The following is a 24,878-nucleotide window of genomic DNA, read 5'->3' as shown; positions in this document are numbered from 1 at the left end:
GATCGGCCATTTTACGTAGTATATTCAGCATTGATCCTCACATAATCGTACGTCAGGTCACAGCCCCATGCTGTCGCACAGGAATCCCCCATATGGAGATCCACCTTGATAATTACCTCCGGGCTACCCATGATCGAACCCAGCTGTTTTAGCAGCTCACTGTCCTCTGATACGATCTTCCCGTTATCAACCAGAACTGCAGAATCCGAGCCATTGGAAAATGCAAGCGAGATCTTACCCTGGTCAACATCCGCACCGGAATAACCTGCTGCTGCCACAACCCTCCCCCAGTTGGGGTCCTTGCCGAAAACCGCGGATTTGACAAGCGGAGACCTGACAATAGCCTTTGCAACAAGCCTGGCATCGTCCTCTGAAGCTGCACCCCTGGCCTGTGCCTCGATCAGCCTTGTAGCGCCTTCTCCATCTTTTGCGATCTGTTTTGCAAGGTCCGTCAGGACATGCTCAAGTCCCTGCTGGAACTCGTTCATATCAGGCTTTATCCCGGAAGCACCTGTGGCTGTAAGCAACACCATGTCATTGGTACTGGTATCCCCGTCCACTACCACCATATTGAAGCTCTTGTCCACTGCTTTTTTCAGGCAACTGTCAAGAACATCGGTATCAACTTCAGCATCCGTGTAGACAAAACCGAGCATAGTACCCATATTCGGTTCGATCATTCCTGAACCTTTGCCAATACCACCAATACAAATGCCGGAACTAAGTTCAACAGCAGCCATCTTCGGAACAGTGTCCGTTGTCATAATAGCGCGTGCAGCATGGCTGTTTCCCTGAGGTGATGATGTAAGCGAATCCATAACTTCATCGATGTTGTCATTTATCCAGCCAACATCAAGTTTCCTTCCGATCACACCTGTGGATGCCACGCCAATAAGCTCACTGTCAACCCCAAGTTTCGTCGAAAGAACAGCTGCCATCTTCCTGGCATCAGCCAGACCTTCCTCGCCGGTAAAAGCATTTGCATTGCCACTGTTAGCGATTATAGCAGCCAGTTTTCCGTTCTTCTGAAGTACTTCACGGGTCACGACCAGAGGAGCAGCTATCACTTTATTTCTGGTAAAAACACCTGCTGCATTGCCTTCACCTACGATCACCGCAAGCCCCATCTTGCCCGGCTTGATTCCGTAAGAACGTACACCTTTTACTGAACAGATCCCACCATCTATAATTTTCATTTAAACCACATTAAATACCTGCAAGACCTCGGATTATATCCCCACGTGTGATTATACCCACAAGCTTATCGCCATCGAGAACCGGAAGCCTGTTAACTTTATGCTTTGTCATTAATCTGGAAGCATCTTCAACTGAACTTTCAAGGCTCACAGTGAAAATATCTTTCTCCATGATATCACTGACCGGTTTTGAACCGACATCTGAAAGCATCTTCTTGGTATCCTCCCAGCTGATAAGTTCACGTATGGGTATCTCTATGACCTCAAATGGACTGGGAAGCCACAGACCACCATGTTCCGGGATCTCCAGAAGTTTCAGCAGGTCACCTTCTGAGACAATACCCATAACATTACTGGCAGAAACCACAGGAACGCCACTTATATCCTCTTTCTTCAGCAACTGTGCAACACTACTGATGGAATCTTCAGGACTGCATACAATGACGCTACTGCTCATAATATCCTTTACTTTCATAATCATATCTCCTTTTTCTTTATTTACGGTGAAGTTGCCGGCATCCAGATACCAGTGGTCTCATCAATCCCACACATCACGTTCATGTTCTGGATCGCCTGCCCTGAAGCACCTTTCACAAGATTGTCTATCGCTGAGATCACAACGATGCGACCATTATTAGCATCCACTTCAAATCCGATATCGCAGAAGTTCGAGCCCCTTACAGCACCAAGGGACGGGATGTCTTCCAGCACCCTGACAAAAGGTTTGTCCTTGTAGAAATCTGCATAAATGTTCCTGACATCTTCCACAGACAAGCTGTCGTTTACGAACAGGTGGGCTGTTGTCAGAATTCCACGAATAGATGGAATAACGTGTGGTGTAAAGCTTACATCCGTCAGTTTGCTGTCCAGACAATTCAGTTCCTGGAAGATCTCAGCCCCGTGCCTGTGGGTCGTCAGCTTGTATGCCTGCACATTCTCCGCCATGTTAGGATAATGGGATGCCGGTGTTGGATTGATCCCTGCACCTGTAATTCCTGATTTGGAATCGAAGATCGCTATTTTGAGAAGCCCGGCAGCAGCGAGCGGCGCTGCAGAGAGAGTTGCTCCTGTGGGATAGCATCCCGGATTTGCGATGAATGACTGGTCCTTTATTTCAGGATGGAGCTCGACAAGACCAAAGACCGCATCTCTGGGATCAGCGTGTTCCATTCCATAGACCTGTTCGAAAATATCGGTCTTCAAACGATAATCTGCGCTCAGGTCAATTACCTTCACGTCATTGTCAATTAGCTCAGGAACTATGTTCATTGCGGTTCCATGTGGTACGGCCACAAAAACAACATCACACCGCTCTTTGATCTCTTCCGGATCAAGATCTTCGAACTTAAGGTCAACAAACCCACGCAGGTGTTTGTGAGTGACACTTATAGCTTCCCCTGACAGACGGCGGGACGTTGCTGCTTCAATGTTAACGTTCGGATGGTTCAAAAGCAGGCGCATCAGTTCGCCACCTGTGTAACCGGAGGCACCGACTATTCCTGCATTGATCATATCGGTCATGCATTTATGTATAGTTCCAAGATTAATTAAGGTTGTTATTTTTACGAGAAATTATGTGAGAAAGAACCGAACTATAGGTGAATAGAAGAGTTCATGGATCAGCCTTAGTAAAAGAGAAATTGATCAGATTTTTAAGGTCTGGTCCAAAATTATTTTCTTGCCTTGAAGAAAAGGAATAATCCCAATATTGAAACTGCTACAATAGAAAGAAGGGTTATCCCACTTTTTGATTCTATAAGGTCATCTATTGAGGAAGTTTTGGTGTCATCAGTATTCACCTCAACTTCAGTTGCCACATCATCATCAGTAAGCACATCAACATCATTTGGTAGATCTTCCACATCTTCAGGAATAATTTCCTCCATTCCAACGATAGCGAAAGGCGAGAATGATTCAGGAAGTGCCTTATAGTATGCATAGCCATCACGAACTTCGATCAATTCAGTAGATACTGCTTCCCAGCCATCATTGGACGCATTATAATGCATCAACACCACCCCACCCAGATCAATGCTATTCTCTTCAAGCCAGGTAGAATCAACTTTGAACTTCAAAGATGCATTCAGTATATTTTCAGAAGATGAAAATCCAGTGTAACCTAACCAGATATTAATATTCTTATATGCAATACCTTCAGGGGACTCCGAAACAGATGCAGAAGTATGCTCCAATATTTCGATGGTTATTGGAACATTCCTTGATGTTATACCGGATGTAAAACCAATATAGGTCACCGGATTCAAAGGGTCATCGAAATTGCATCCTGCAGGCATGCCACTAACAACCCTGAGATTAGTAGATTCCGAAGTTACAACGTTCTTTGCAGCCATATCCGGACTTGTTCCAATACTACCACCGGACCCGGAACTTCCTCCACTGCTTCCGGAAGGAGTGGAAGTGCCAGCAAGATATATTGTCTTGCTTTCCCCATCGACGGTCAAAGTGAAGTCACCTTCAGGCATCGAACTGGTGGAATATTCATATTCATAATACCCATCTGTGACATCAATGGCACTTGATGCTGAGATCTTTATTTCCACGTTGCTTTTATCAGGTTGTGCTTCACCGCTCATTTTCACAGAATATGTGTGTTCAGGCACATTAGATGCTGATACGGATGCTATTCCGTTGGAAGCAGATGGATGTCCCACCGTCCACCAGAAAACAGCCTTTATTTCTACTTTAAGATCATTGACTCCGCTGGCCTCCACTAAAAAACTGTTTGGACCTGAGGGTATCTCCACGCCGCTGACAGTATATTTATAGGTACCATCATTTACCGGCACATCAGAAGTAAAAACAACTTTAGCAGGAACAGAACCAGTCCTATCCGTGTAACCACTTACAATAATGTGATCACCAACTGTTGGGTTTGAAGGATAGACTTCAAAAGCACCTGCCATAGGAACCAACAGGAAGATAAGAATAACTGCAAAGACCACAAGACCTGATTGAGATAATTTTTTTGTCAAATGCATCACCATGGCAACAACCGGATATTTTTGTAAATTAATTCATTGAAAAACATATTAGAGCACAGATTTTTTCACAAAAATATACACTAATCTGTCAGCTACTTTAGAGTCAGTTGCAAACTACATAAGGATTTCCGGACTGATTCTCAAAAATATTTAAAATGGTTGTTATGAAGAATTTACCAAAGGATAAAATGTAGTCTAGAAAGTTGAATACTGTATAAAGCCTTCCTAACATATTTATAAAGCATCGCATATATTTAGGAATGTAGCAAAACATAAACTGTTGAGAAATAACAATGTCCCATAGGAATAAGATTCCCTCCGATATTCAGGTTGTCATAGCACTTGTTCTACTTACCTGCATATTCATAACGATCCCAACCTTGAGTAATACACCCATACGAACAGCCCTTGGGCTTCCAATGGTCTTGTTCTTACCAGGTTATGCATTGATAGCAGCACTTTTCCCGGGCAAGGATGACCTGGACGGGATAGAGCGATTAGCACTTAGTTTTGGTCTTAGTATTGCAGTAGTTCCCCTTATTGGCCTTGCCCTTAACTATACACCATGGGGAATAAGGCTTTTTCCCATACTGATATCACTTTCAGCTTTCACCGTCATAATGTGTGCAGTAGCAGTGTTCAGAAGGAATAATCTTCCGGAAAATGATAAGTTCACTGTTCCCTTTTATTCAGCATATATTTCATTAAAAGAAGAGATCTCAAAGAAACCGGAGAATAAACTTGATAGAATCCTTACCATTCTTCTGGTGCTATCAATATTAGCTTCAATAGTAACTCTTGCATATGTTGTCGTTACACCAAAAGAAGGTGAAAAATTCACTGAATTCTACATCCTCGGACCTGAGGGGATGGCTGATAACTATCCCACATATCTCCAGTTTGGTCAAAACGGTACCGTCATCGTTGGGATTGTGAACCATGAATATGCAGATACTGAATATTCCATAAAGCTAATGCTTGAGAATGATTCACAGATGATGGAACAGGATCGACATCAAATAATACTTCAACACAACCAAACGTGGGAGAAAGAAGTAACGTTCACACCTGCAGCTGCAGGGGAAGACATGAAACTGCAATTCTTGCTCTACAAAGACAAAAACATGACAGAACATTATCGAGACCTTCATTTATGGATCGATGTGGAGGAGATGTAAATGGAGAGCGAAACTGAAGCTGAAGATGTTGTCACGGAAAATAATCCCTTCAACAAGATAAGGAGAATGGACCAATTCAAAATAGACCTTCTAGCTATAGCCATCCCTTCATTAATGATAATAATTGCAGAGATGTCATTATTTGCCGGCAGGACAAAGTTCGCGATAGGGACACATTTGATCCTGCTAATAATTTTAACCTTGTCTACAATGATATTTAATGACAAGAACAAACAGCATATATTACATGCATTCATTCTCCTTTCCTTGCTAAAGATCCTTAATCTGTCAATGCCAGTGTTCTTTGAGATGACACTTTATTCCTATGCATTCATCTATGCCCCGCTGGCAATTCCAATATATGTTCTTGTAAAGGATCAAAACCTCTCACTTTCAGATATTGGCATTGCCAGGAATATAAAGTACTATGACCTTCCTCTTGCCCTGATAGCGAGTATTGTGATCGCGGCAGGGGAATTCCTTGTCATCGAACCCAGCTACCTTATACCTGACATATCAATATTGAATTTACTTAAGTTATCCATCATTATGATCTTTTTCGTCGCCCTGTTTGAAGAACTTGTATTCAGATCAATACTGCAAACGAAACTTGAAGAGATTATAGGCAAGTACCAGGGACTTCTCCTAGCAAGTATCCTTTTCGCTGTTATGCACTCTGGATATGGTACACCATATGATACATTTACTGGTTCTGCAGGTATTATACTTGGAGCCATGTACTTAATAAGAAGAAATCTGTTACTTGTGACGTTAACACATGGATTTGTAAACATCATACTCTTTGGAGTACTCCCCCATATAGCAACTCCCGAATTAGCTATGGAATTAGCTATGGAATTAGCTATGGAATTAGCTATGGAATTAGCTATGGAAAATGGAAAGTTGATCGTTGGTTTCATATTTTTAGTCTTATCCATCGTCGCAATCAGATTTATTGAACTAAGGAAAAATAGATGAATCAAGAGAAAACATTTCCTTTGACCCAGCTTCAGTACCAATTAAGGGAGAGGGTAGCAAATGCTAACTAACATAATTTCAACTATTAGTGCTGCATCATCCACTGCAATAGCAATGAGGATAGATATAGGGTTACCTGGATATGGTGTACTTACATTTATTGTTCTTATATTTCTATTGTCTGCAAAAGAGATTTTATCTGCTTCAAAGTACTGGACGAAATCGTTAGGTACGTCTCTTAATATGAGCATATTCGCACTTCTCGTAGTCTTTGTAAGCATTGTGATCTTCAAGATTACAGAAATAATTTAAAATAAATATCGAAAGCAGGAAAAGTTTTTCCTTTGCCCACTTCCATCTTTTTTAGCGTTTTTTTCCTTGCATATAAGCATCTTGAGAAATAGTTCCTACAGGTACATCTTCAAGGGTGATCTCTAGAATAACTTCAACCCTATTTTCAACTGGATTTCAACTTCATTGGAAACACTAACCTTGTGAAAGGAAGGCGGATTAATAACATCAGTGATCAACTAAAACTGACAATCGGAAATAGAACTTATCACCAAAAGTTCAACTACAGATATTAAACACAGATATTTATTTCTGAACTATCCACTAATATGTCAACTACTTTTGAGTCAGTTGCAAACTATACAAGGATTTCCAGACGGAGTCGTAAAAATATTTGAAATTGTTTATTGTGAAGGATCTAACAAAAATGTATCAGAAACCGTTGAATGCTGTACAAAGCCTTTCAAACATATTTATAAAGCATGACATATCTTTAGGGATGTACCAAAGCATAAACAGTTGAGAGATAACAATGTTCCATAGGAATAAGATTCCATCCGATATTCAGGTTGTCATAGCACTTGTTCTACTTACCTGCATATTCATAACGATCCCAACCTTGAGTAATACGCCCATACGAACAGCCCTTGGGCTTCCAATGGTCTTGTTCTTGCCAGGTTATGCATTGATAGCAGCACTTTTCCCGGGCAAGGATGACCTGGACGGTATAGAGCGATTAGCACTTAGTTTTGGTCTTAGTATTGCAGTAGTTCCCCTTATTGGCCTTGCCCTCAACTATACACCATGGGGAATAAGGCTTTTTCCCATACTGATATCACTTTCAGCTTTCACCGTCATAATGTGTGCAGTAGCAGTGTTCAGAAGGAATAATCTTCCGGAAGATGATAAGTTCACTGTTCCCTTTTATTCAGCATATGTTTCAGCAAAGGAAGAGATCACAAAGAAACCGGAGAACAAGATCGACAGGATACTGACAATTCTTCTCGTAATATCAATATTAGCTTCAATAGTAACTCTTGCATACGTTGTCGTTACACCAAAAGAAGGAGAAAAATTCACAGAATTCTACATACTCGGACTTGATGGAATGGCTGATAACTATCCCACTGATCTCCAGTTTGGTCAAAACGGTACCGTTATCGTTGGGATTGTGAACCATGAATATACAGATACTGAATATTCCATAGAGCTAATGCTTGAGAATAGTTCACAGATGATGGAACAGGATCTACATCAAATAATCCTTCAACACAACCAAACGTGGGAGAAAGAAGTAACATTCACACCTGCATCTGCAGGGGAAGATATGAAACTTCAATTCCTGCTCTACAAAGACAAAAACATGACAGAACCATATCGTGACCTCCATTTATGGGTAGATATGAAGGAGATGTGAAATGGAGACAGGAACTGAAGCTGAAGATATTATCGTGAAAAACGATCTCTTTTACAAGATAAGGACAATGAACCAGTCGCAGATAGATCTTCTTGCTATAGCCATTCCTTCATTAATGATAATAATTGCAGAGATGTCATTATTTGCTGGCAGGACAAAGTTCGCGATATGGACACATTTGATCCTGCTAATTATTTTGACCTTGTCTACAATGATATTTGATGACAGGAACAAGCAACATATATTACGTGCATTCATCCTCCTTTCCTTACTAAGGATACTAAATCTTTCAATGCCTGTGTTCTTTGAGATGACACTTTATTCCTATGCATTCATCTATGCACCGCTGGCAATTCCAATATATGTTCTTGTAAAGGATCAGAACCTCTCACTTTCAGATCTTGGAATTACCAGGAATATAAGATACTATGAACTGCCACTTGCCCTGATAGCAAGTACTGTGATCGCAGTAGGGGAATTCCTCATCATCAAACCCAGTTACCTTATACCGGATCTTTCAGTATTTAATTTGCTTAAGTTATCTATCGTTATGATCTTTTTCGTCGGCCTGTTTGAAGAACTTGTATTCAGGTCAATACTGCAAACAAAACTGGAGGAAATGTTAGGTAAGTATCAGGGATTGATCCTTGCAAGTATTCTTTTCGGTGTTATGCACTCCGGATATGGTACACCATATGAGATGGCATTTACTGGTTTTGCAGGTTTTATAATGGGAGCCATGTATATAATAAGAAGAGATCTGTTACTTGTGACGCTGACACACGGATTTGTGAACATCATACTCTTTGGAGTACTCCCGCATATAGCATAACATATGAAAGTAAAAAACGATAAAAAAGATATAGAAGAGAGTAAAGGAAAGACCTTTACTACTAATATGATATTAATTTTAAATTATTTCTGCGACCTTGAATATCACAATTCCTGCAAAAGCTAACAGCAAGGGGAATATGCTCATATTAAGAGAAGCACATAATGATTTTTTCCAGTACTTTGAAGCAGATAAAATCTCTTTTGCAGACAATAGGAATATAAGAGCGATAACTGCAAGTACACCATATTCTGGTAATCCTATACCGGTTGTCATTGATACTGCGGCAGATGATGCAGCGCTTGAAGCCGCGGATGATACAGCGCTAGTAGTTGAAATTATGCTAGTCAGCATTTTACACACATTCTCCATTTATTATTTTAAGCAATGTTAGTCTAATATAAAAACGTTATTAATTACACATTTACTTTTCGAAGTATGACCATCAATCAAAGCAGAACTGATATTGAAAATCGGTCAAAGGAAATATTTTCCTTTGACTTATTTATTCCTCCTCAGTTCAGCAATTCCGATCAAACCTATCGATAAGATCAAAAAGATCAAAGCAAGAATCACTTTGCCTGTTATTTTACCATCTGTAGATAAAGCCTGATCATCCAATTCCGGTGCACCCTCATGAATTATTTCCACAGGTCGATCATCAGAGAGGGTTTCAGAAATAACTTCAACCTCATCTTCAAACGTTTCAACCTCATCAGAAACACCCACAATTGCGAAAGGTGAGAAACTGGAAGTTTTTGCAATGAAGTAAACAAAATCGTCATCTTCACTTACCTGATTTGTTTCAAGTTCCACCCATTCTGTTGTATAGTGTAATAACCTTACATCAGCAACATCTACATTGTTACTTTCAAGCCATTCTTTTTCTACAGCAAACCCCACAGTTGCATCCTTGACCGTTCTTTCATTGGCCCAACCAGAACCCACTGCAATATTGACATTCTTATAAACAAGACCAAATGGTTCATCGGCTGCCAAACTAGAAGTTTCCTTTAGAACTTCCACTACATATTTCATAGAACCTGCATTCAATAATGGTGTAAATCTTACGAACTTGATCGGATTTTGATCGTCGATAAAGGAACATTCTACATTCGTATCCTTGTACATATACATTGAAAGAACATTCTTCAAGATGATATTCTCATAGCTCTCACCACTGGAAACAGAACCACCGCCTCCACCGCCACTGCTCTTTTTCTTAGCAGGTGGCTTAACAGCCTAAGTTGCCAACTGGAACTGACCATTGGAAACAGAACCTTTCTTTTCATCAAAAGCCACCATATCGTGATCTGACATAGCACCTGTGAAGAGGATGTAATCACCTGATGAAAGATCAGATGTATCAAGCAACAATGATGCATTGCTAAATGGCACTGTACTATATACGATAGATATATTGTCGGAACCATAGATATCTGTCAGCAGATCGCTAACATTGCTCTTATGCATATCATTCAATTCCATACCGATGAGATCAAACCCATCAACCACCAGATGACCATTTACAGAGCTGTTAAAACCATCCTTTGTACCATCAAACTCTACCCGAACGTCAGCCTTGTATTCACTTTCTTTCACAAGGATCGCACCGTAAGTGTAAGTGGTAGCAGGTGCATTTTCCAACTGAACATCCAGTGTAACATTTTCGGATTCACTTGAAACGACCACATCCGAATTATAATCAAGTACTTCAAATGCAGTCGCGGAAAGTAATACATTTTCATCGGGAAGAATTATTAGTACGCAGTATGAACCAGCATCTAGAGTACCATAATCCATGGACATATCACCATTACTGTCAAGAGCAACACCTTCAGACAATTGCATTACAGAATTGAACATTCCATTTAGACTTGATGTATCACCCTCCAATAAGTCTAACATCGTTTGCTTGACATCTGAAATTGTGGAATTGAATAAGTATACATCTACTTTTTCTTCAGCAAAGTAATCAGAACCACTAAACTCAATTTCAACATTATTTAAGCCACTTACATTAGTATACATCTGGTGAGTAGCATACGGATAAGTTATCACATAGTCAGTGAAATTATCAACGTTAAGAGAAACATTGATATTTCTTTCATTAATGGTCGTTTCTGTATAGTTTACACCATTATATGTGAATGTAAGTGGGGAAGGAAGGCTAAAGGAAGAACCTCCACTAAGGCTTATCCAATTCCCTTCTGTGGCAGAATCGGAATGATCAGCAATGTTGATATTTTGTTCGTCAATATTAATTTCCATGATGTATTCATCGTTCAGAGAACACGCAGATGCTGCTGTAACGAATAAGAACGTCATCAGTAATGATACAAGTAAAGTAAATGTGACCTTATTTAGATTCATCAATTCCACCTTTTGCTCTCCCGCAACTAACCAAATAATCAAGTATTTACAGTAAATACAGTATCAATTAATATAACCCTATCTAAAACTTGGTTATTTCTTTATTATCAATGTTTTCTATTAAAACACTTAAAAATATAAATCATTCCCCCAAAAGTTCAACTACAGTTGAAGTCTCCAGAATGATTATGAATCTTAACTTACATTAAACAGAGGGCAGAATTAAGACAAGGGAGATAAAATGAGCATAACTAAAAAAATATATCTTGCAGCGCCACTGTTCTCTGAAGCTGAACAGGGATTCAACAAAAAGCTGGAAACTGCACTGGAAGAGCTTGGGTTCTCGGTCTTTGTACCCCAGGAGGATTCGAACGATACAGAAGCAGCAAGAGAGGACATGGATTCCAGTAATATCTTCCAATTAAATGTTGAAGCCATCGATGCCTGTGATATACTGGTCGCTGTTCTTGATGGTGGCACTGATGTGGACTCCGGGACCGCATGGGAGATCGGATATGCCTATGCAAAGAACAAGACGATAATAGGCATTAAAACAGATTTCAGGACACTGGGACCTGAGGGTCTTGTAAACCTTATGATAGGGGAATCTGCTAATGAGCTTGAGACCAGTGTCAAAGCCCTTCTGAAAAAGATGGAAAAATACAGATAAGAGGAATCCACACCCTCTTCACTTACAACATGAATTGAACTTTTCTTCTTCAATGTCGCCCCGCGGGCTTATCTCTTTGAATATCTGTCCTTCAAACCAATACATTTGTGCACCTGTCAGCCAGGCATCGTGCGGCAGACCAGCCTTTAAGCAGGTGTGGGTCAAAAAATCAATAGCATCAAAATCATTCTCAGGTGCCACCTGCGGAAGCAACAAACCCTGGTATGGACCGTCTTTAGCAATAAGACCGTGTCGACCTATCTCAATAACGTCCGGTAGCTTTTGAGGAGGCACATCGATAAGCTCCGGTTGTGTCAGTATAGTGACCTCCACAATAATATCATCCATCTCTGAGATCTCCACTGCAGGGAAACGAGGATCCCTTGTTGCTGCCGAGATAGCAGAATCAATGATTGCATCACTCAAAGGAGAATCGGGATATGGATGACCGATACAGCCCCTCAGGTCACCTTCGATGGTCAATGTCACAAAGACCCCGCGTAATTCATCGAAAACTTCCGGCAATCCGGATGCCTGCATTTTCTTACCACTTCCAAGGAACAGTTCGATCGTATCCCTTGCAAGATTTACAGCCTTTTCACCTTCGGAACCACTGAGCATATTCAACCCCCCATATCACATTCATTCCGTGTCAAGATATTTCTTTGCAGCCACTTTCAAGGCCTCTATACCGGGTAGTGCATCCCCTGCAAGATAATCGATACATGCCCCGCCGCCGGTGCTGATATGTGAGAACTTGTCCTCATAGCCCATATTGCGCACCTCGGCAGTGATATGACCGCCACCGGCAATCGAATATTCGGCATTAGCTGCAGCTTTTATGATCTCAAATGTCCCGATCTCAAATCCATCGATCTCCGAAACGCCTGCAGGACCGTTCAGGACAACGGTCTTTGCGTTCTCGATCTCACTGCCATATGCAACAATTGTCTCAAGACCAATGTCATTTATCGGAAGGTTCCTTGAACCAACCTCTTCAATGTTGACATCGATTCTGTTGCCCTTATCGTTCAGTGCAGCATCGCGAGGCAGGCCGATCTTCCCATCGAACCTGTCAAGGACCTGTTTTGCCTTATCGATCTGGTCCAGATATCCCTGGGATTCTATGAACTTCATATTGGGCTCACCAATATCAACACCTGATGCAGCAAGCATGACATTTGCCACAACACCTGTGACCAGCACTCTGTCAGCACCGCCACTGGAGAGAACGTTCTCTGCAACTTTGATGGAATCATCCGCTTTTGCACCCCCAAGTACGAATATACACGGGCACTCATTCCCTTTCAGGCTCTTGTCAAGAGCTGTGATCTCCCGCTCCATCAAACGCCCTGCACCACATGGAAGCAGTCCGGTAAAGCCAACGATGGATAGTTGTGACCTATGGGACACTGCAAAAGCATCATTAAGGAAAATATCAAATAGCGGAGCCAGTTGTCGTACCATGTGAGTACCCTGCTGTTCGCTTACAGGTCTTTTCAGGGATTCTTCCGAATAGAAACGCACATTCTCAAGAAGTATAACATCTCCGTTCTCCATTGCAGATATACTTGACCTTGCATACGTGCCAAAGATATCATCAATATAGGTCACCTTGCGACCAAGGTGTCCGGACATTATCCGCGCATGTGCCTCCATGGTGGAAAAATCGTTCTTCCCGGGCCGGCTCTGGTGGGCAAGAAGTACGACTTTTGCATCCTCAAGGTCCCTCAGGGTGGGAATATGGCTATTGATCCTCATGTCGTCAAGAATGCCGCCCTCCGGATCCATTGGGGAGTTAAGGTCCACCCTCACAAGAATTGTTCTATCCTCAATGTCAAAATCGTCGATCGTGAGAAAATCTTTAGCAGTCAAGGTATTCATCACCAGTATCAATATTTGGATTTGTAAGATAATTTTGTTTTTAATCGAAACGAATGCGATGCACGACACTATATAGCAATTCTATATTTATCTATATCCATCTGAAATTTACTAAAGCTCATAAACCTATAATTGATAACAAACCATCAACGTCCACATTGTTCTCGATAAGCTCGACCATGCGATCAAGTTTATGCTCTTTCCTGAACCTTGCATGTCCGATCAGGCCTTCCATCCTGCCTATGGTTGACATGGTATCACCGCGAACAAGTACTACAGGAATTCCTGCCTCATCCGCACTTCCCAATACCGCACCACTTGGCTGGAGATTGCCGGTAAGTACAAGACACTTTACACGCGCTTCAATGGCAGCCATCTGAATATCTGCCCTGTCACCGCCGGTGATGACAACTGAGCCAGGGTTGCGTCGGAAATACTTGATAGCCGAGTTGACCTCCATTGCACCTACAAGATAGTGCTCTACAAGCTCTTCAAGGTGCTCTGAACCGGCAAGGACCTCCGCATGAAGGTCTTCCACGATCTCGGAGATAGGAACTGAACGAAGTGTTGAGTCCTTTGGCAGAACACCAACGACCTTGATGCCCTTATCCTTCAGGAAAGGGACCACCAGTTCACAAACATACGTCATCTGGCTTTCGTCGACCTCGTTGAGTATAATGCCTGCAAGCATATCAGGATCGTGTATCAACTCAATATCACAGAGGATACGATCCACAGCATAGACAGAATCATAGCGTGTCACCAGAAGCATCTTTGTTCCAAGTATAGAACTGACCTGGGGATCGGAAAGACCATACATCGCACCCCCCCCGATGCCACCGGTCCCTTCAATGAGAACGACATCCTTGTCTTTCGAAACTTCAGAGAATGCATCAGCAAGGGTCTTATCAAAATGTTTCTCAACACCTGCAAGAGCATCTTCCGCGAGGTTGTCGGTCAGCAATATAGGAGTGATATGATTTCTATCGTCCTTCAGATCGAAGACCCTGCGCATCTGTTCCGCATCCTCATCGGAGAGGACACCGTTAACATCCACCAGCATGTTACCTATCGGTTTCATGTAACCGACAGAATAACCCTTGTTCTGGAGAATGATACCAATTCCCGTACAAAGGGAGCTTTTACCCGAGTATTTTTCAGAGGAACTTATCAATATAGATGCCACAATAACCACCTTTGTTGTTCTATTATCTCAAATGTCAATGTTAGCATGTTCATTCGCTCCCGAGGGTCAGCCTGATGTCCATTGCAACGCAGCCCTGACCTTCAGGCAGCACCATAAGCGGGTTGATCTCAAATTCAAGGATCTCGGAGAAATCCATTACGAGCTGTGACACCTTGCAAAGGGTATCAACTATTGAATTAATATCAGAAGGGCTCTCACCACGCACACCCGTCAATATCGGATAGGTCTTGATTGAAGAGAGCATCTTTCGGGAGATATCCTTCCCTATGGGAGCAACACTAAAAGATACGTCCTTAAGAACTTCCACATAGGTACCCCCAAGGCCGAACATTAGCAGGGGACCGAACTGGACATCCCTGTTCATGCCAATGATCACTTCTTTCCCACCTGTGACCATCTTCTGTATCTGCACACCGGATATGACAGCATTTGGAATGTATCGCCTTACATCCGACATCATGGTATGGTATGCTCTTTCAACATCATCCCGGTCCTTAAGACCAATGCGAACACCTCCGACATCGGTCTTGTGGGAAATATCAGAAGAAAGTACTTTCATTACCACAGGATATCCCATCTCCTCAGAGGCATCAATTGCTTCCTGCAAGGTCTTCACGTTGGAAGTTCCCACTGTGGGGATCCCATATGCCTTCAGGATATCAAAGGATTCCAGTCCAAGTGTGTGCCTTTTCTCAGAACGTGCTTTTTTCAATATGGAAGATACAGATTCCTTATCCGCATTGATGTTCTCAGGTTCCAGATGAACGCGTTTCCTTATCACACCATAATTGCACAGCGCTGCCATGCTTGAAACTGCCCTTTCCGGAAAAGCAAAGTTCGGGATGTGATTCTGATCAAGTATGTCCTCGCCTTCCTCGATCCTGGTACCGCCAACAAAACTGCATAGGATAGGTTTTCGGGAGGCAACGGCCTTCTCTGCAACCACTTCAGCGATGCTCTTAACGTCCGTCATTGCCTGTGGAGATGTAAGTACGATTATGCCATCAACATTTGGGTCATCAAGGATCGTTTCAAGTGCATACCCGTAGATATCCGAATGTGCATCACCAAGCACATCCACCGGATTGTAGAAATTCGCCGCAGGAGATAACATCTCCCGAAGGCGATCTATCGTGGATTCATCAAACGATGACAGTGAAAGACCTGCATAATGACAGGCATCGGCTGTCAGTATGCCCAGACCGCCCGCATTGGTAACTATGGCAATGTTCTTTCCATCCGGCACTGGCTGGCTGGAGAATGCACGTATGTAGTCGAGCATCTGCTCAACGGAATCTGCCCGCATCACACCGCTCTGCGCAAATGCTGCATTGTAGGCCTCATCTGAACCCGCCAGAGTACCGGTGTGAGAAGATACTGCTCTTGAACCTACTGCCGTTCTACCGGATTTCACCACAACGATAGGCTTCTTGTGTGATACCTCGCGGGCAATCTCCATGAACTTTGGACCGTCCTTCACACCTTCAAGATAAGCAGCTATCACCGAAGTGCTGTCATCATCAGCCATCTCCAGCAGGAAATCGTTCTCTGAAAGGTCTGCCTTGTTCCCGAGACTGATGAACTTCGAAAACCCGACCCCTCTGGCATCTGCCCAGTCAAGCGTAGCAGTACATATCGCACCGGACTGAGACATCATTGCAATATTGCCTTTCTTTGCCATGGATGCAGCAAAGGAAGCATTCAGACCGGATCCGGTGTCAATGATACCAAGACAATTGGGGCCGACCATTCGCATCCCGTACTTCCTGACGATATCAGCACATCTTCGTTCCAGTTTCGCCCCTTCGATACCCGACTCCTTGAAGCCTGCAGAGATAACAACAACGTTGCTTACATCTGCAAGGCCACATTTTTCCAGTGCATCAGGAACCATTGCTGCAGGCAGGACAACGACTGCAAGCTCTGCTGCATTGGGAGCATCCAGAATGGTCGGATAGCAGCGCAGGCCAAGGATCTCATCAGCCTTCGGGTTTATAGGAATTATCTCGCCCTTGTAGCTCTCGATAAGATTATCAAGTACCGCCCGCCCCACTTTCCCTTTCGTACGGGAGGCACCAATTACCGCCACAGAGGTTGGTTCAAATAATTTTTCAAGCATTGTTATACCTGTAATTTTCTACCTAATATTGAAGATAAAGGTAGATAATGGTTTTTATTAGATATTGCTTAAAATGTTCAATGAAGATAGCTTATCGATTCAGGAACCATCAACTACTCTGTAATGCACTTGTACCATGCCTTTTAGATAGCTGCTTATATCCAACAGTTCCAGTTTAGTTTCACCTGACCCCTCCTGGAAAAGAGGAATACCATCGCCTAATAGGACAGGCATAATTCCAATAATGATCTCATCGATCAAGCCGGAAGTTAAAAATTCACTGACCACTACCCCTCCGCCCAGTATCCAGATATCCTTTTCTGTCCTGGAACTTATCTCATCAACGAGTTCATCGACCGGGGAGTTAGTAAAGCTGACAATATCAGTATCATTAAATTCATCACTGCTGGTCAGAACGAAACAGGGAATTGATCCATATGGCCAGTCGATATCAAAGGAAAGTATCTTTTCATATGTTTTTCTTCCCATTATTATAGATCCGATGTTCTCAATGAACCTTTCATAAAGATCATAACCCGGATCTTCTACCAGCCAGTCAATATCCCCTGACCTGGTTGCAATGTACCCATCCAGGCTCATGCCAATATACAGGATCTTTTTCAGTCCCGCCTTTTCGCTCACAATAGAAGTCGTTCCGTTAATTGCAATTCACCCCATTTCATCCCACAATATAACAATAATAGAGCATGACCTTTAAGGTTAAGTAATAAACCGGATCCTCCAAAAGGACTTCTGTAAAAACTGTTCATCAACAGGTTTAAGAAGTTACAGCCCGGAAACGGTACCCAAATACTAATAATACCGCACTGACTATGCGTATCGGTGATCATATGAAGATACTTGGAATATCCGGAAGCCCTACAAAAGAAGGCAACAATGAGAAGATCATAAGCGTAGTTCTTGAGATCGCAGGAACAAAAGGTTTTGAAACAGAAAGCATACTGCTCTCCGAAAAGAAGGTCAACCCATGCATCGCATGCGGGACCTGTGCACGCGGCGAGAAATGTCCTATCAATGATGACATGCAGGAGATATACACCAAACTCGCAGAAGCAGATGCTATCGTGATCTCATCCCCGGTCTACTTCGGCGGAATGACAGCACAGCTCAAAGCACTATTAGACAGGAGTGTCCTTCTCAGAAGGCAGGGATTCCAGCTCAAAGGCAAGTTCGGTGCAGCCATGGCAGTGGGAGGATCACGCAACGGTGGGCAGGAAAAGACCATCCAGGGAATCCATGACAGCATGCTCGTCCACGGTATGATGCCTGTGGGAGACGGTGCACACTTTGGAGGTATTGCACAGAAACCGGTGGACGATGACGAGATCGGAATGAAAACGGTCATTGACACCATCGAGAACCTTTGTGAGACGCTGGAAAGGATAGAAGCCTAAAAAACTAAGTCTACATTAAAAGTTCGTGCAAAAGAGCAGGCAGACCCTGTTCTTTTTAATTTGTTCTTAATGGCTCTTCCAAGAACCATTTCGTGTTTCTAAGAGGCGCTTCTTGACCAACAGGTTCACCAAATGGAACATAAGGAATGCAATATTCAGAAGACTGCATTCAGAACCAGGAATATCAAATAATCTGGCAGTACTGATAGGTATCTTCACAGGACTTACTATCGTTGCATATGATATTTGCCTGAAATATGCAGAAGGCGTGTTCTGGAATGGAGGGGTTTCGGGCCAATATTATGTGATATTTATCCCTGCAATCGGAGGACTGTTCGTCGGGCTCGTTACCCACCTCTACAAAGATCTGAAACGATGCAATGTAGCTGAAGTTATCGAAGGCACTGCATTACACGGAGGAAGGATTCGGATACGTGAGGCTTTCCGGGAAGTATTTCTATCCATAATATCGATCTCAACAGGCGGTTCCGTAGGAAAAGAAGCACCCGGGATCCTTGCCGGAGCAGGTATCGGAACTATTTTTGCCAAAACCATCAATGCACCTGACAACCGTTACAGGATATTTCTTGGCTGTGGTGCTTCCGGAGGCATAGCTGCCGCATTCAACGCTCCTCTTGCAGGAGTTGTCTTTGTCGTAGAAGTGATATTTGGAGAACTTGAAACAAGGACGTTCATACCCATCGTACTGTCATCGGTCTTTGCGACACTTGTTGCAAACCTTATTTTCGAAGTACATCCAATAGAGGTTTCCTATTACGGGTTTGTAGACCCCATCAGGGAATCCGGCCTGTATCTTGTATTGGGCATCCTTTGCGGCATCGCATCTGTTATACTGATACGAACCCTCTACATCACCCATGATGCCTTCCGGACAATACCGGTGCATCCGGCATTCAAACCGGCCATTGGCGGACTTTTTGTTGGCATCATTGGATACTTCTACCCACAGGTAAGAGGCATAGGATATGATGTGATCACAGAAGTTCTGGCTAACAACTTCACACTTCAGTTGCTGCTGATACTTCTTGTCCTTAAGATCCTTGCCTTTTCGTTCACCATCGGATCAGGAAATGCAGGAGGTTCCATCGTTCCTTCTATGTTCGTAGGCGCTATGCTGGGTGGTGCATACGGAACTATCGTGCATCAGCTTTTTCCCGCAACTACCGCCGTTTCCGGAGCTTATGCACTTGTAGGGATGGCAGCGACCCTTGCCGGAACTGCGAGAGCACCTCTTACATCCATGCTGATCCTCTTTGAGCTCACAAAGGACTATAATCTAATTCTCCCACTGATGTTCGCCTGCGTTGTAAGTAATTCGATATCAAATAGCCTTCATGAAGAATCCATATTCACAGAAGTTCTCAAAAGACGCGGATTCACCATTCGCCGGGGAAAAGAGATCAACGTAATGGAATCCATGCTTGTAAGAGGCAATATGAGAAACGATGTCCATACGATCTCAATGAACGATACTGCAAAGGACCTGCTTGACCTTATGCAGTCAAGCCGTCATGCAGGATTCCCTGTCCTTGACGAAAACAAAAAGCTACGCGGCATTGTGACCCTGGAAGACATGAGAGAAAAGGTGAAGTATGGAGAACTTGACACAAATATCCGTGACATCGCAACCCTTGAGCCAGTGGTGACATATCCTGATGAATCACTGGACGTTGTACTCAAAAGACTTGCAATGAAGGATATAGGAAGACTGCCTGTGGTTTCCAGGACCGATGAGACCGAACTACTGGGAATAATCACAAGAAGTGATGTTGTCAAATCCTACAACAAAGAAATAGTCAAGAGTGTTCGTGAAAAGGAAGCAAAAAAATAAAGGATAAATCATTCAGTTAATAGTTATTCAATCAATCAATCAATCAATCGCAAGTCAATCGATCAATCTTGCAAGGAAATATCCTGAAGTGGTATCGTAGATCTCAACATTGCATGAACTGCCAGGCTGAATAGAACCTTCTGGGATCACCACAGGTTTGTAAGAAGCTGTGCGTGCCATCACTCCTTTGACCTTGGCATCCATGGATACGAACACCTCACCTTTCCAGCCGACCATTTTTTTCTTCGACCCTAACTTGATATCATCACAAAGATGATGAAGCTTATTGGACCTGTTCACAACGATCCGGCTGTCGATATTACGATATTCAAGTGCTTTCGTGAGAGGGCGTGGAGTGTAGCGGGATATGTTCACCTTATCCGGCCTGATATCCTTCACCCATTCAAGTGTCCTGTCGAAATCATCATCCGTCTCACCGGGAAAACCGACAATAATATCGGTAAATATCGTCAATTCCGGGAAGACTTCCTTAAAGCGTGCGAGGATGTTATTGGTTTCTTCTATGGTGTGGAAACGGTTCATTCTTTTCAGGACAGCATCCGATGCAGACTGTATCGGCAGGTGAAGTATCTTGTATATCTTATCAGACTTGAAAATCTCAATGAGATCATCAAGTATAGGCGTCACTGAAAAAGGGTTCATCATGCCCACACGGACCTTGAAATCACCTGGAATCGCCACGATGCGTCTCAAAAGTTCCGGCAGCAGCACATCCCTGTCAGTGCCATACTGCCCGTTATCCTGCGAGGTCAGCCAGATCTCACGGCATCCTTCAGAAACTGCCATACGAACATCCTCAACTATCGAATCCGCATCAAAGGACCTTAGTTTACCTCTTGCGATCGTCACGATGCAGTAAGCACAGCTGTAATTGCAACCCTGTGATATCTGGCAGATATGAATATTGGGATTGAACCTTGAATGAGCAGTCTTGAGGAACCCTTCCGGTTCGGTACCTAGCAATTGTACCCTTTCACGTGAACCGCCATTACGGGAATCTTCGATGACATTCAGGACCTTGCCGACCTTTGCAATGGAATTCACGCCAAGGATATGTGCATCAGGGTTCTTCTCAAGTATAGCTTCCAGTTGAACCTGTGGCATGCATCCGGTGACAACCACATCTACGCCTTTGTGTCCGAGATTCTCGATCTTGAAGAGGATCTTCTGTTCGGTGGCATACTTCACAGTACATGTGTTGATCACAACAACATCGGCATCCTTTTCATCAACAAGCTCATGTCCAAGATCCCTGACCGATGCGATCATGATCTCGGACGATGCCTGGTTTGCCGAGCATCCGTATGTTAGGACATGCACTTTCATTTTTTACAAAAATTACAGACGAAGCGGAGTATCCTCTTTGTCTCCGATGTAGATCGAATCAGTGAACTTCACAACACCGGAACTTCCCATGGAGATGCTGTTCACCCTTGCATCGCCGCCACCAAAGAGGTTGACCTGATGCAGGAACTGACCCGGTGTGATACCTGATGCTGCAAAGATAACATCTTTACCAGGCACAAGTTTGTCCGTGTCGAGTATATCATTTATGTTCTCCTCGGTGATACCCATGGTCCTGAGCCTTGGCATCTTCTCTGCCTTTTCCTTTTCGATCTCCTCATCAGACATTCCGTTAGCAACCGATGGGAGGACAAGCCTTGCAAGGACCTTGCCACCGAGTATCTTTATGGCAGAAGCCGTCAGGACTGCCTCACCTGAACCGCCTGAACCCATGACAACATGCACACCGGAACCCCTGATAGCCGTTGAAACACCTGGCATCAGGTCACCGTCAGTAACAAGGCTCACACGAGCACCGGTTGCACGGATCTCCTCGATCTTGTTCTTGTGACGTTCCCTGTCAAGGATAACTACGACCAGTTCCTCGATGTCCCTGTTAAGTGCCTTTGCAACGATCTCAAGGTTCTTTGCAACAGGAGCATCGAGATCGATCATCTCATCAAGGTGTTCCTTCTCGTACTTTACGACCTGGGAACCTACCACGATCTTGTCCATATAGACATCAGGACCATGGAACAATCCACCGGGTTCTGCCATTGTCATGACTGAGATCGAACCGGGTGTTCCATCCGCAGTAAGGTTCGTACCCTCGAGCGGGTCTACAGCGATATCCACTACAATGTCGCCTTCTCCTGTACCCACTTCCTCGCCAATGTACAGCATAGGGGCCTCATCGCGCTCTCCCTCACCGATCTTGATAACACCTTTGATATCAAGACAGTTCAGCATCCTGCGCATGGCTTCCACAGAAACGTGATCGGCATAGTTCTTATTTCCTCTTCCCATTTGATAGGAAGCGGCAATAGCTGCAGCCTCTGTAATGTGAATGAGGCTAGGTAACAAGGCAGTCTCAATAGGGCCTGCACTTTTCATCATGTTCTCTGCTGTCTTTGGGTGAGGCAAAATATCATCTCCAATAAATGTATGTAGCTGACTAATGTTCCAAAGTTATTAATATTTTCCACCGGCTCCACTTTTCTTCCGGAGTACACTTATTTCAGGACATCCACAAGAGCAACGCGTTCCAGTACCAGCTCAGGGATCTTTTCATCCCCCACAGCTTCAAGCTCATCCCCGGTGATGCAGAACTGTGAAACGATAGCATCCTTTTTTGAATCCGAGTAATCCAGTACAGATGCTGGTTTTATTGATCCGGAAAGACTTTCCATAATGCCTTCTACTGAAACAGTTTCCCCGATGACGATGAATAACACATTCATCTGGCCTTCCGTAAGGCCTATGGAAAAAGCTTCCCCGATCTGTCTCTTCCCGGAAGCGTAGCGCATGATCTCGACACCCAGGTCCTTGGCCACATTTGTACCATTGTCCATTGAACGCATGGCTTTTCTGATGGCACTGTCCACATGGTCCTTACCTGCAACCTTGTCTGCATTGATCCCCTGTATGATGACATCATGTTCTGATGCCATTGTGGAGAGTCTTCCCAGGTATGAGCGCAGATCATCAATGAAAAGTGAACCTTCTACAAGCCGGATATCCATAGGTGTAAAGGATGCTATTTTCATTCAATAAGTATAACGGTCGGGATCATGAAATGAAAAGAACATTTCCCAAAGCTGAACGTTCATTCCGCTTCTTTTATTTAGGTTGTCATTTATTAAACACATTATAATCAGACACTGTAATGAGACCATTGATGCCCTTATTTTGAGGAGACCTTTGATGTACCATCTGGAATGCATAGAATGCGGTCAAAAGTATACAAAGTCAGAAGTCATCTATACCTGCAAATGTGGCGGGTTGCTCGATGTAATCTATGACTATTCTACTATTGAGCTCGATATGCAAAAGCTCCGAACAGAAGCACCATCTGTCTGGAAATACAGTGCATTGTTGCCTATTGAGGCAAACCATGTCAGCATTCATGAAGGTGGCACACCACTCTACCGTTGCGATCGCCTTGCTGAGAAGATCGGGATCAAGGAGCTGTACGTCAAACATGAAGGGCTGAATCCAAGCGGCTCTTTCAAGGACCGTGGAATGACTGTCGGAGTTTCAAAGGCAATCGAGCTGGGGATGAAAACATTGGCATGTGCATCCACAGGGAACACATCTGCATCCCTTTCCACCTATGGTGCTAAAGCAGGTCTGCCTGTTATAGTATTGCTTCCGGAAGGAAAGGTAGCTCTTGGAAAGGTAGCACAGGCATTGATACATGGTGCAAAGATCTTAAGCATCAGAGGAAATTTCGACGAGGCGGTGGTCCTTGTACGTCAGCTTTGTGATGAAGAGAAGATCTACCTGCTCAATTCTATTAATCCATACAGACTTGAAGGCCAGAAGACCATTGGACATGAGATCATTGACCAGCTTGGTTTCAATGTTCCTGACAGGGTCGTTGTTCCGGTAGGTAATGCAGGAAATGTTGCTGCTATCTACAAGGGCTTCAAGGAGTTCATGAAACTTGGGGTCACTGAAAGCATCCCGAAAATGACTGGAATCCAGGCCGAAGGAGCCTGCCCGGTCACAAAAGCATTCAAAAAAGGCGCTGAAGAGATTGTTCCTGAAAAGAACCCGGAGACCATTGCAACGGCAATACGCATAGGCAACCCGGTCAATGCAAAAAAGGCCTTAAGGGCGATCTATGAGTCAGGCGGTAATTCTGAAGCAGTGTCCGACGAAGAACTTGTACAGGCACAAAAGGATCTTGCACAGCTTGAGGGGATTGGCGTCGAACCTGCGAGTGCAACTTCTGTGGCAGGACTTAAAAAACTTGTAGATTCAGGCATCATTGGTCGTGATGAAACGGTTGTTTGTGTTACAACAGGTCACCTGCTAAAGGACCCTGAAGAAGTTATTAATATATCTGCAGAACCAATTACAGTGGATGCTAATATTGAAGCTGTCCGCAAAGCGGTTTTCTCCAAATGATAAAAAATTGTTGGAACGGTGTTATTC

23 protein-coding genes and 1 pseudogene are annotated in these 24,878 nt (G+C 43.5%); 9 read left to right on the top strand and 15 right to left on the bottom strand.

The genetic code is table 11. The features are described from left to right. Positions 1 to 11: 11 nt before the first annotated feature. From argJ to BMX02_RS01245, 4 genes are all read right to left on the bottom strand, one after another. The gene (argJ, locus tag BMX02_RS01260; protein ID WP_091688353.1) at positions 12 to 1,196 is read right to left on the bottom strand and encodes a bifunctional ornithine acetyltransferase/N-acetylglutamate synthase; all 1,185 of its coding nucleotides are present in this window, start codon (positions 1,194 to 1,196) and stop codon (positions 12 to 14) included. A 10-nt stretch (positions 1,197 to 1,206) separates the two neighbouring features. Beyond that, positions 1,207 to 1,671: a CBS domain-containing protein gene (locus BMX02_RS01255; protein ID WP_091688351.1), complete on the bottom strand. Its 465-nt coding sequence runs from the start codon at positions 1,669 to 1,671 to the stop codon at positions 1,207 to 1,209. Positions 1,672 to 1,694: 23 nt separating this feature from the next. After that, positions 1,695 to 2,708, bottom strand: coding sequence for an N-acetyl-gamma-glutamyl-phosphate reductase (gene argC / locus BMX02_RS01250; RefSeq protein ID WP_091688349.1), 1,014 nt, complete (start codon positions 2,706 to 2,708; stop codon positions 1,695 to 1,697). Positions 2,709 to 2,866: 158 nt separating this feature from the next. After that, positions 2,867 to 4,189, bottom strand: coding sequence for a PGF-pre-PGF domain-containing protein (locus tag BMX02_RS01245; RefSeq protein WP_167879297.1), 1,323 nt, complete (start codon positions 4,187 to 4,189; stop codon positions 2,867 to 2,869). Between the two features lie 302 nt (positions 4,190 to 4,491). Between BMX02_RS01245 and BMX02_RS01240 the strand changes: the two genes are divergently transcribed. The 5 genes from BMX02_RS01240 (at position 4,492) to BMX02_RS01220 (ending at position 8,894) form a co-directional block, all read left to right on the top strand. Beyond that, a complete protein-coding gene (locus BMX02_RS01240; RefSeq protein ID WP_091688345.1) occupies positions 4,492 to 5,376 on the top strand; it encodes a DUF1616 domain-containing protein in 885 nt (294 codons plus the stop codon). Continuing rightward, positions 5,377 to 6,354 carry a CPBP family intramembrane glutamic endopeptidase gene (locus BMX02_RS01235; protein WP_091688343.1) on the top strand — a complete coding sequence of 326 codons (978 nt, stop codon included), beginning with the start codon at positions 5,377 to 5,379 and terminating at the stop codon, positions 6,352 to 6,354. A 60-nt stretch (positions 6,355 to 6,414) separates the two neighbouring features. Next, the gene (locus BMX02_RS01230) at positions 6,415 to 6,666 is read left to right on the top strand and encodes a hypothetical protein (RefSeq protein ID WP_091688341.1); all 252 of its coding nucleotides are present in this window, start codon (positions 6,415 to 6,417) and stop codon (positions 6,664 to 6,666) included. Positions 6,667 to 7,177: 511 nt separating this feature from the next. Further along, positions 7,178 to 8,062 (top strand): DUF1616 domain-containing protein, encoded by an 885-nt coding sequence (locus BMX02_RS01225; protein WP_091688339.1) that lies wholly within the window; start codon positions 7,178 to 7,180, stop codon positions 8,060 to 8,062. A gap of 1 nt (position 8,063) precedes the next feature. Further along, a complete protein-coding gene (locus BMX02_RS01220) occupies positions 8,064 to 8,894 on the top strand; it encodes a CPBP family intramembrane glutamic endopeptidase (RefSeq protein WP_244625113.1) in 831 nt (276 codons plus the stop codon). Positions 8,895 to 8,972: 78 nt separating this feature from the next. On the opposite strand, the gene BMX02_RS01215 is transcribed toward BMX02_RS01220, so the two are convergent. From BMX02_RS01215 to BMX02_RS01205, 3 genes and pseudogenes are all read right to left on the bottom strand, one after another. Next, the gene (locus BMX02_RS01215; protein ID WP_394328871.1) at positions 8,973 to 9,266 is read right to left on the bottom strand and encodes a hypothetical protein; all 294 of its coding nucleotides are present in this window, start codon (positions 9,264 to 9,266) and stop codon (positions 8,973 to 8,975) included. Positions 9,267 to 9,395: 129 nt separating this feature from the next. Then, positions 9,396 to 10,058 (bottom strand): annotated as a pseudogene (locus BMX02_RS01210) (PGF-pre-PGF domain-containing protein); the annotation flags it as partial. Positions 10,059 to 10,136: 78 nt separating this feature from the next. Further along, the gene (locus tag BMX02_RS01205; protein WP_091688334.1) at positions 10,137 to 11,267 is read right to left on the bottom strand and encodes a TIGR04279 domain-containing protein; all 1,131 of its coding nucleotides are present in this window, start codon (positions 11,265 to 11,267) and stop codon (positions 10,137 to 10,139) included. A 241-nt stretch (positions 11,268 to 11,508) separates the two neighbouring features. Between BMX02_RS01205 and BMX02_RS01200 the strand changes: the two genes are divergently transcribed. After that, positions 11,509 to 11,937, top strand: coding sequence for a nucleoside 2-deoxyribosyltransferase (locus BMX02_RS01200; RefSeq protein WP_091688332.1), 429 nt, complete (start codon positions 11,509 to 11,511; stop codon positions 11,935 to 11,937). 18 nt (positions 11,938 to 11,955) lie between these two features. On the opposite strand, the gene BMX02_RS01195 is transcribed toward BMX02_RS01200, so the two are convergent. From BMX02_RS01195 to BMX02_RS01175, 5 genes are all read right to left on the bottom strand, one after another. After that, positions 11,956 to 12,558 carry a TIGR00296 family protein gene (locus BMX02_RS01195; protein WP_091688330.1) on the bottom strand — a complete coding sequence of 201 codons (603 nt, stop codon included), beginning with the start codon at positions 12,556 to 12,558 and terminating at the stop codon, positions 11,956 to 11,958. 21 nt (positions 12,559 to 12,579) lie between these two features. Continuing rightward, the gene (locus BMX02_RS01190; protein WP_091689056.1) at positions 12,580 to 13,824 is read right to left on the bottom strand and encodes a phosphoglycerate kinase; all 1,245 of its coding nucleotides are present in this window, start codon (positions 13,822 to 13,824) and stop codon (positions 12,580 to 12,582) included. 115 nt (positions 13,825 to 13,939) lie between these two features. After that, positions 13,940 to 15,007, bottom strand: a complete 1,068-nt coding sequence (locus BMX02_RS01185) for a phosphotransacetylase family protein (RefSeq protein WP_091688328.1) — start codon at positions 15,005 to 15,007, stop codon at positions 13,940 to 13,942. Between the two features lie 49 nt (positions 15,008 to 15,056). Beyond that, positions 15,057 to 17,147, bottom strand: a complete 2,091-nt coding sequence (gene acs, locus BMX02_RS01180; protein ID WP_091688326.1) for an acetate--CoA ligase alpha subunit — start codon at positions 17,145 to 17,147, stop codon at positions 15,057 to 15,059. Between the two features lie 99 nt (positions 17,148 to 17,246). Next, positions 17,247 to 17,789, bottom strand: a complete 543-nt coding sequence (locus tag BMX02_RS01175; RefSeq protein ID WP_244625112.1) for a dihydrofolate reductase family protein — start codon at positions 17,787 to 17,789, stop codon at positions 17,247 to 17,249. 209 nt (positions 17,790 to 17,998) lie between these two features. Here BMX02_RS01175 and BMX02_RS01170 point away from each other — a divergent pair, with 209 nt between their 5' ends. After that, positions 17,999 to 18,562 (top strand): flavodoxin family protein, encoded by a 564-nt coding sequence (locus BMX02_RS01170; RefSeq protein WP_091689052.1) that lies wholly within the window; start codon positions 17,999 to 18,001, stop codon positions 18,560 to 18,562. A gap of 112 nt (positions 18,563 to 18,674) precedes the next feature. Next, the gene (locus BMX02_RS01165; protein ID WP_091688325.1) at positions 18,675 to 20,414 is read left to right on the top strand and encodes a chloride channel protein; all 1,740 of its coding nucleotides are present in this window, start codon (positions 18,675 to 18,677) and stop codon (positions 20,412 to 20,414) included. A gap of 54 nt (positions 20,415 to 20,468) precedes the next feature. Here BMX02_RS01165 and BMX02_RS01160 read toward each other — a convergent pair whose 3' ends face one another. From BMX02_RS01160 to cgi121, 3 genes are all read right to left on the bottom strand, one after another. Then, on the bottom strand, positions 20,469 to 21,761 hold the full coding sequence (locus BMX02_RS01160) for a tRNA (N(6)-L-threonylcarbamoyladenosine(37)-C(2))-methylthiotransferase (protein ID WP_091688323.1): 1,293 nt from the start codon (positions 21,759 to 21,761) through the stop codon (positions 20,469 to 20,471). A 12-nt stretch (positions 21,762 to 21,773) separates the two neighbouring features. Further along, positions 21,774 to 22,862, bottom strand: a complete 1,089-nt coding sequence (gene glpX, locus BMX02_RS01155; RefSeq protein ID WP_091688321.1) for a class II fructose-bisphosphatase — start codon at positions 22,860 to 22,862, stop codon at positions 21,774 to 21,776. Positions 22,863 to 22,951: 89 nt separating this feature from the next. Then, positions 22,952 to 23,485 carry a KEOPS complex subunit Cgi121 gene (gene cgi121, locus BMX02_RS01150; RefSeq protein WP_244625111.1) on the bottom strand — a complete coding sequence of 178 codons (534 nt, stop codon included), beginning with the start codon at positions 23,483 to 23,485 and terminating at the stop codon, positions 22,952 to 22,954. 157 nt (positions 23,486 to 23,642) lie between these two features. On the opposite strand from cgi121, the gene thrC reads away from it, so the two are divergent. Next, positions 23,643 to 24,851, top strand: a complete 1,209-nt coding sequence (gene thrC, locus BMX02_RS01145; protein WP_091688317.1) for a threonine synthase — start codon at positions 23,643 to 23,645, stop codon at positions 24,849 to 24,851. Positions 24,852 to 24,878: the final 27 nt, after the last annotated feature.

Origin of the sequence: Methanococcoides vulcani (genome assembly GCF_900111645.1) — an archaeon.
In the GTDB taxonomy this organism is placed as follows: Archaea; Halobacteriota; Methanosarcinia; order Methanosarcinales; family Methanosarcinaceae; genus Methanococcoides; species Methanococcoides vulcani.
This window is presented reverse-complemented; position numbering and strand designations above follow the sequence as displayed.

What these genes read in the sequence shown, in the direction of transcription:
- acs (WP_091688326.1), bottom strand. Translation starts at nt 17,147, where the DNA reads ATGCTTGAAAAATTATTTGAACCAACCTCTGTGGCGGTAATTGGTGCC.
- argC (WP_091688349.1), bottom strand. Translation starts at nt 2,708, where the DNA reads ATGATCAATGCAGGAATAGTCGGTGCCTCCGGTTACACAGGTGGCGAA.
- cgi121 (WP_244625111.1), bottom strand. Translation starts at nt 23,485, where the DNA reads ATGAAAATAGCATCCTTTACACCTATGGATATCCGGCTTGTAGAAGGT.
- BMX02_RS01225 (WP_091688339.1), top strand. Translation starts at nt 7,178, where the DNA reads ATGTTCCATAGGAATAAGATTCCATCCGATATTCAGGTTGTCATAGCA.
- thrC (WP_091688317.1), top strand. Translation starts at nt 23,643, where the DNA reads ATGTACCATCTGGAATGCATAGAATGCGGTCAAAAGTATACAAAGTCA.
- argJ (WP_091688353.1), bottom strand. Translation starts at nt 1,196, where the DNA reads ATGAAAATTATAGATGGTGGGATCTGTTCAGTAAAAGGTGTACGTTCT.
- BMX02_RS01240 (WP_091688345.1), top strand. Translation starts at nt 4,492, where the DNA reads ATGTCCCATAGGAATAAGATTCCCTCCGATATTCAGGTTGTCATAGCA.
- BMX02_RS01220 (WP_244625113.1), top strand. Translation starts at nt 8,064, where the DNA reads ATGGAGACAGGAACTGAAGCTGAAGATATTATCGTGAAAAACGATCTC.
- BMX02_RS01205 (WP_091688334.1), bottom strand. Translation starts at nt 11,267, where the DNA reads ATGAATCTAAATAAGGTCACATTTACTTTACTTGTATCATTACTGATG.
- BMX02_RS01195 (WP_091688330.1), bottom strand. Translation starts at nt 12,558, where the DNA reads ATGCTCAGTGGTTCCGAAGGTGAAAAGGCTGTAAATCTTGCAAGGGAT.
- BMX02_RS01215 (WP_394328871.1), bottom strand. Translation starts at nt 9,266, where the DNA reads ATGGAGAATGTGTGTAAAATGCTGACTAGCATAATTTCAACTACTAGC.
- BMX02_RS01170 (WP_091689052.1), top strand. Translation starts at nt 17,999, where the DNA reads ATGAAGATACTTGGAATATCCGGAAGCCCTACAAAAGAAGGCAACAAT.
- BMX02_RS01235 (WP_091688343.1), top strand. Translation starts at nt 5,377, where the DNA reads ATGGAGAGCGAAACTGAAGCTGAAGATGTTGTCACGGAAAATAATCCC.
- BMX02_RS01230 (WP_091688341.1), top strand. Translation starts at nt 6,415, where the DNA reads ATGCTAACTAACATAATTTCAACTATTAGTGCTGCATCATCCACTGCA.
- BMX02_RS01160 (WP_091688323.1), bottom strand. Translation starts at nt 21,761, where the DNA reads ATGAAAGTGCATGTCCTAACATACGGATGCTCGGCAAACCAGGCATCG.
- BMX02_RS01200 (WP_091688332.1), top strand. Translation starts at nt 11,509, where the DNA reads ATGAGCATAACTAAAAAAATATATCTTGCAGCGCCACTGTTCTCTGAA.
- BMX02_RS01255 (WP_091688351.1), bottom strand. Translation starts at nt 1,671, where the DNA reads ATGAAAGTAAAGGATATTATGAGCAGTAGCGTCATTGTATGCAGTCCT.